Annotated in this window: 7 protein-coding genes and 1 pseudogene; 7 read left to right on the top strand and 1 reads right to left on the bottom strand. The window is 63.1% G+C overall.

Annotated elements, in window-relative coordinates; all coding sequences use genetic code 11:
- The 7 genes and pseudogenes from HX774_RS17480 to HX774_RS17450 form a co-directional block, all read left to right on the top strand.
- Positions 1-457: trimeric intracellular cation channel family protein (locus HX774_RS17480; RefSeq protein WP_255500526.1), on the top strand; the 457-nt coding region annotated here is incomplete at its 5' end.
- Positions 458-467: 10 nt separating this feature from the next.
- Positions 468-866, top strand: coding sequence for an ASCH domain-containing protein (locus HX774_RS17475; protein WP_114817912.1), 399 nt, complete (start codon positions 468-470; stop codon positions 864-866).
- 137 nt (positions 867-1,003) lie between these two features.
- Positions 1,004-1,444: pseudogene (locus HX774_RS17470) on the top strand (HNH endonuclease); the annotation flags it as partial.
- A 164-nt stretch (positions 1,445-1,608) separates the two neighbouring features.
- The gene (locus tag HX774_RS17465; protein ID WP_255500527.1) at positions 1,609-2,868 is read left to right on the top strand and encodes a site-specific integrase; all 1,260 of its coding nucleotides are present in this window, start codon (positions 1,609-1,611) and stop codon (positions 2,866-2,868) included.
- A gap of 84 nt (positions 2,869-2,952) precedes the next feature.
- Positions 2,953-3,582 (top strand): helix-turn-helix domain-containing protein, encoded by a 630-nt coding sequence (locus tag HX774_RS17460; protein ID WP_178828735.1) that lies wholly within the window; start codon positions 2,953-2,955, stop codon positions 3,580-3,582.
- Between the two features lie 2 nt (positions 3,583-3,584).
- Positions 3,585-4,814, top strand: a complete 1,230-nt coding sequence (locus HX774_RS17455; RefSeq protein ID WP_178828734.1) for a type II toxin-antitoxin system HipA family toxin — start codon at positions 3,585-3,587, stop codon at positions 4,812-4,814.
- A 40-nt stretch (positions 4,815-4,854) separates the two neighbouring features.
- Positions 4,855-5,625: a hypothetical protein gene (locus HX774_RS17450; RefSeq protein WP_178828733.1), complete on the top strand. Its 771-nt coding sequence runs from the start codon at positions 4,855-4,857 to the stop codon at positions 5,623-5,625.
- Positions 5,626-5,650: 25 nt separating this feature from the next.
- Here HX774_RS17450 and HX774_RS17445 read toward each other — a convergent pair whose 3' ends face one another.
- Positions 5,651-6,337 carry a hypothetical protein gene (locus HX774_RS17445; RefSeq protein ID WP_178828732.1) on the bottom strand — a complete coding sequence of 229 codons (687 nt, stop codon included), beginning with the start codon at positions 6,335-6,337 and terminating at the stop codon, positions 5,651-5,653.
- Positions 6,338-6,609: the final 272 nt, after the last annotated feature.

Raw genomic sequence — 6,609 nt, 5'->3', positions numbered from 1 at the left:
GGCGCCGGTCTTCTGGGTGCAGGACTGGCGCTATATCGCCGCCTGCGTGCTGGCGGCGACGGCCATATGGATGTTGGGCGCGCGGACATGGCGTTTCCGGGCCCTGCTGTGGCTGGATGCGGCGGGCCTGGCGGCCTATGGCGTCATGGGGGCGGCCAAGGCGGCCACCTATGGCGTGGCGCCCCTGATCTGCGTCGTCATGGGGGTGCTGACGGCCTGCTTCGGCGGGGTGGTGCGCGACGTCCTGGCGGGCCAGCCGTCGATCCTGCTGCGACGCGAGTTGAACATTACGGCGGCCCTGCTGTCAGCGGGTCTGTTCGTGACCTTGAAGGCCCTGACCGTGCCGACCTGGCCGGCGGTGGGCGTGGCGGTCGTGGCGGGCTTTGGCCTGCGCGCGGGCGCCCTGAAGTGGGGATGGAGCCTGCCGGCCTTTCCCAGTGCTCCAACAAGAAACTGAGGATTGATCCATGACTGACGTGCCTGCCGCCTATCGCGACGCGCCGCGCTGGCCCTTCGGCGATAGCCCCGAACTGGCCGACGAACTGCTGGCCCTGGTGATGGCGGGGGGCAAGCGCGCCACCTGTTCGTCGCTGGCGGCGTGCGAGGCCGACATCATGCCGACGGTCGGCGAGGTCAGCGTCATCCTGGACGGCGCCGGGGTTCCGCGCTGCGCCATCCGCACGACCGAGGTCGAGATCATGCCCTTCGAGCAGGTCAGCGAGGACTTTGCCCGCGCCGAGGGGGAGGGCGACCTGACCTATGAATGGTGGCGCGATGCGCACGAGGCCTATTATCGCCGCGAAGGCAGCTGGGCGCCGGGCATGAAGGTGGTCTGCGAACGCTTCGAACTGGTCGAGATCTTCTGAGGCGGCGTCACGAAAACGCTGCATGTCGGTCATGGCGATGAGGGGGAATCGGGCGTAGGCTGTTCTGGCTAAGACTAGGGAAGGAGACGTGTCCTCACTCCTGTCGCCTCAAGATCCCCCCGTATGCGCGGGAGGGCCTGATGCAGGTCCTGACCCGTCCGCCGTCCGGCTGGCCCGCCCTGGTGCTGAACGCAGATTTTCGGCCCCTGTCCTATTACCCCCTGTCGATCTGGCCCTGGGAAGAAGTGGTCAAGGCGGTCTGGCAGGAGCGCGTCGACGTGGTCGCCACCTATGACAAGGTGGTGCGCAGCCCGTCGATGGAGATGCAGCTGCCCAGCGTCATCTCGCTGAAGTCCTATGTCGATCAGGACCGCAAGCCCGCCTTCACCCGCTTCAACGTCTTCCTGCGCGACGGCTTCGCCTGCCAGTATTGCGGGCAGGGCGGACTGGCCCAGGACCTGACCTTCGACCACGTCATCCCCCGCTCGCGCGGCGGGCGCACCACCTGGCAGAACATCGTCGCCGCCTGCGGACCCTGCAATCTGAAGAAGGGCGGGCGCACGCCGCAACAGGCGGGAATNNCTCTACTGGGACATCGAGCTCGAACCCTAGGGTTTACCGGTGTTGCCTTTTGTTACCCAAGTGCCTGAATGTTAGGCGTTTTGTGGGCAATGGGTGGTTACCCGTAGTTACCGCTTTACCCTCCGATTTGCTCCCGACTGGTGACCATGTGGTGACCAGAATGGGCACTCAAAACCTGCTGTGGCGGGACGGAGGCGAAATGTCAGGTGACCATACGGTGACCATGAAATTGACCAAACGGGCCGTGGATGCCCTGGTGGCGGGCCCAGAGCGGTATTTGGCGTGGGACATCGAGTTGAAGGGTTTCGGCGTTCGGGTCTCTCCGCAAGGTCGGAAAACCTACATCGTGAGATACCGAACGATCGGCGGCGCACGGCGGATGCTGACGCTGGCGACGAGCGAAATTCTGACGACTGAAGAGGCGCGGGAAGAAGCGCGTCGCGCGCTCGCGCGGGCGGCTATGGGCGGCGATCCTCAGCGGGTGAAAGCCGAGCGACGCGCGGAGATGACGGTCAGGGAGCTATGTGAGCTCTACATGGAAGAGGGAACGGCGACCAAGAAAGAGACGACGCTTCAGATCGATCGCATTCGGATCAAGCGGCATATCAACCCGCGTATCGGAAACATGAAGGTCACCGATGTCGCCAGGGCCGATATCCAGCGGCTGATGATCGACGTGGGTAACGGGAATATCCGCAAGGATGCGACGCCTCACACGCGAGGCGGCAAGGGCGCAGCCGCGCGAACGGTCGGCCTCCTGGGCGGCATTTTCAACTTCGCCGTCGAGTATGGCTTCATCGAACAGAGCCCCGTCCGAGGCGTGAAGCGCTACCGGGACAATCGAAGGGATCGCTTCCTGTCACCAGCCGAACTTGCCCGCCTTGGCGATGTTCTTTCCGCGCTTGAAAAGGATGGCGCCGACCCTCGTCACATCACGATCCTGCGGCTGCTGGCTTTGACCGGCGCTCGTAAAAGCGAGATTGCCTGTCTGAGGTGGTCGGAGCTCGATCTGGATCGAGGCCTGTTGCGCCTACGGGACTCTAAGACTGGACCTAAGACCATAGCTCTTGGGGCGCCGGCTCTCGAACTCCTGTCGGCGATCAAGCCCAACGGCAGCAAATATTTGTTTCCGGACCGCCGTAGGACCGATCAGCCGACCGCGAACCTGGACTGGGCTTGGGTCCGCATTCGGAGCAAAGCCGGTCTGGACGACGTACGGATACATGACTTGCGCCATACCTTCGCCAGCGCGGGTCTCGCCAGTGGCGAAGGCCTGCCTCTGATCGGCAAGCTTCTCGGGCACGCTCACGTGGCGACGACCAGTCGCTACGCGCATCTGGCGGATGATCCTCTCCAAGCCGCAGCCAATCGGATTAGTACGCGGGTCGCAGATGCATTGGGGATGGGTGTGCCAGGCTGATATATAATAAGATATCAATTGGGATTTTTGATGTTTTGAAGTATATCGTTTCTCGACCTAGGCTTAGGAATTTGATATATAGTTTTGTATCAGATCGATTTAACGATGCAGAATAAGACATCAAAACGGTACGGCTTGGAATCGCTCACGGAAGCGATCCGTCAAGCACGTCTGGCCAAGGGCTGGAGTCAGCGCGACCTCAGCGCTCGCGCGCATCTGACTCAGGCGCAAATCTCCCGGATCGAGAACGGAGAGGTGGATATGCAGGTTTCGACCCTGATCGAGCTGGCGCGCTCGCTCGACCTCGATCTTCAGCTCGTCCCGAGAAATGCGCTTGTCGCCGTGGAGGCAGCGGTTCGTTCGGCCGAAGAGCGATCGGACGAGAGATCGGCCAGAAACCTCCTGTCGACGCTGCGCCGCCTCGCCGAGGAAGCCGAGAGGGCCGAGCCAGAGCGGGAGGACATCGCCTCGATCGCCTCCACCCTTCGAGATCTGGAGCCGCAAGCATCGGCGTTTCGTGGGCCCTTCCTGATCGCTGATCTGGAACGGCTGAAGACCAATCTCGAAGGATTTCTAACCTATCCGCCCGCGTCTCGCCCGCGTCATGCGAAACCGATCCGCGACGCCGCGGCCTGGCTGAAGCAACTCAGGAACACCCTGATGCACGCGCCTCATGCGGAGCGTCCCGCCTACAGCCTTGATGACGAGGACTAGCGATGGCCGCCGACGCCCTTGAAGTCCTGCTTAACGACCGGAAGGTCGGCGTGATCTCCGCCCTGGGCGGCGACCAGTCGATCTTCTCGTTCGACGACGCCTATGCGGACGATCCGGATCGACCGACCCTCAGCCTGTCATTCAAGGGCGAGCAAGGCGGCTTATTGCGCGATCACCGGCCGACCCAGACACGACTGACGCCCTTCTTTTCGAATCTCCTGCCCGAGGGAACGCTTCGCGACTACCTGGCAAAGCGCGCGGGCATCAAGCCGATGCGGGAATACCCGCTGCTTGAGGTGCTGGGGCCGGATTTGCCAGGCGCCGTGACCGTGCGCCCGCTGGGCGAAGGCGAGCTCAATGAAGACGATGAAGATCAGCATGAGGACGAGACCAAGGGGGCTGGGGGCCAAGGCGCCCTGAGGTTCTCTCTGGCGGGGGTGCAGCTGAAATTCTCAGCGGTCGAGAAGGCCCAGGGCGGTCTGACGATCCCGGCGAGCGGTCGGGGCGGAGACTGGATCATCAAGCTGCCATCCATCCGGTTTCGCGGCGTAGCAGCCAACGAGTTCGCGATGATGCGGCTGGCCCGCGCCATGGGCATGGACATCCCCGACGTGGAGCTGGTGCCGCTCGATCAGATCGAGGGGTTGCCCGAGGGGATCGGCAAGATCGAGGAGGAGGCGTTCGCCATCCGTCGTTTCGATCGCCGGGAGGATGGCGGCCGCATCCATATCGAGGACTTCGCACAGGTCTTCGGCGTCTATCCGGGCGAGAAGTACGACAAGGGGTCCTATCGCTATCTGGCGAAGGTCCTCTGGCTGGAAACCGGCGAAGCCGGGGTGCGCGAGTTTATCCGTCGGCTGGTGTTCAACACCCTGATCGGCAACGCCGACATGCACCTGAAAAACTGGTCGCTGATCTATCGCGACGGCCGAACGCCCGAGCTGTCCCCCGGCTACGACTTCCTGTCGACGACCGTCTACATCCCCGATGAGAACGCGGCTTTGAAATACGCCCGGACGAAGCGGATGGCCGAATTCTCCCTGGACGAGATCGGCTATATGGCGGCCCGCGCCGGCCTCCCCGAAGCTCTGGCTCGTGACGCGGCGATCGAGGCCGTGGATCGTTTCCATGAGGTCTGGGGCGCGGAACGTGCGCACTTGCCGATAGCGGATGATCTCGCTGTGGAGGTCGAAAGACTCCTTGGCGTCGTGCCCCTAGCGCGAGCCCGGTAGGAGATGGGGATCGGCGAGGGTTACCGGAGCAGGAACGCGCATGCCCTACACGCCTGACCAGATTCGGGAAATCGGCGAGATGCACGAGGAATGGCTTGAGCGCGAATCCGCGCTCACACGCCGTCTCTTCGCGCACCCCTACGGTTCGGCACGAGCCAGGGAAATGGTGCAGCACGGTCTAAGTCGCCGTCTGGCCGACCTGAGACACGGCGTAGATCGGATCTTCGAGGTCCTTCCACCGGATGCGGTGGATCCGGGTCCGCGTGACCTTCGGGATGCCACCGCGTTTCTCCAAGCGTTCGTCATCAACGCTTTCGGCGCAGTCGACAACATCGCCTGGATTTGGACGTCCGAAACCGACCCGCGGGACGCGAGGGGCAGGCCTTTACGGCGCGGGCAAATCGGCTTCACGCCGGATCACGTGCTGCTCAGGGCGACCGTTTCGGATCGCACCCGCGCCTGCCTGGAAGCGGCGGGCGCATGGTTCGGCTATCTGGAGGACTATCGCCATGCGCTCGCCCATCGGATCCCACTCTATATCCCGCCCAAGACGTTCGATGACGCAGACACCGCCGAGTTCCGCCGCCTTGAAGATGAGCTGATGGCGCGAGGCTGGACGCCCGAGCGGTGGATCGAGGTACAGGCGGCTCAGCGTCGGTTGGGGACGTTTGATCCGGTCATGATGCATTCCTATGGGGAACAAGCTCGACCGGTGAGGTTCCACGCGCAGATCGTCTGCGACTTCGCCACTGTCGTGGAAGTCGCCGAGCACGTGGTCACGGACCTCGAAGCCCGGGCGGCGGACGGCTAGGTCGATTGCCTGTCCGAAAAGGCGGTCAGGCGTCCTCGCCCCGAGAGATGATGTTGGGCATGTCGTATTCGGCCGAACGGGCCTGAATGTACTCGTCGAACCCACCGTGAGGGATCGGCCGGATGTCTCGCGGTTCCGCAGATTCGATTCCCCAGACGTCAGAGTCGTCCCGGCGCCGGATTTTGCCGGTGGCTGCGTAAGCCAACGTCTGACCGGCCCACGACAAATGATTGACCAGCAGGACATCGAGTTCAGCCGGGCTCTGTATCGGCAGCGAAATCGGAACGTCGAAGGTCAAGCTCGGAGGCTTGTCGAGAAGAAGCCGCGAGGCGGCCTCGATGTCGGGTACCGTGTCGGCGAGCTCAGCGAACGTCATCGGAAGCCTCTGGCCCCCGGCGAGGGCGATCAGCCCTTCAGCCCTCTCAAGCGTTCGCAAGAATACGGGAGCGTCGTCGACGACGTCGCCGGAAACGGCCGTGCTGATCGTCACGTCAAAGGGCTCGCTCGGAGACTTGCCGGGAACGACGCTGATGACGCCTTTCCCGGTCGCGAGATGCGAAAGGGCCCGGAACAACTGCGTCCAGTCATCCGCAGACCTCTTCTCCGTCTCCAGATCCAAGTGGGCATCAAACCTGAGGTCGCGCCCGGTGACCGTCAACGTGAAGGCGTCGGTGCGGATGAGCAGCTTCAGCTGATCTTCATGCAGGGACACGATCGGCGGAGGCCCCAAAGCTTCTCCCTTGAAGACGGCGGGTGGCGAAAGTGACGGGCCGCGAACAATAACTTCGCAGGTATCGAAGGCGTGGGGCTGGAAACGAAGTTCCGCGCCCTCCGACGGGCCAAACTGATCGACGGGAAGTCGGACCCCAAATCGGGCGTCGTACGTCTTGAGCGAACTGGCAACAAGACGCCGATCACGCTGATGAATCCGGGTGACATAGCCAGCCTGTCACCCTGACTCGGGCCGGAAAACTCTAGCCTCGG

It is taken from the genome of Brevundimonas sp. P7753, assembly GCF_013386595.1.
In the GTDB taxonomy this organism is placed as follows: domain Bacteria; phylum Pseudomonadota; class Alphaproteobacteria; order Caulobacterales; family Caulobacteraceae; genus Brevundimonas; species Brevundimonas bullata.
Note: the sequence above shows the minus strand (reverse complement) of the source record. Positions and strands in the feature narration are given on the sequence as shown.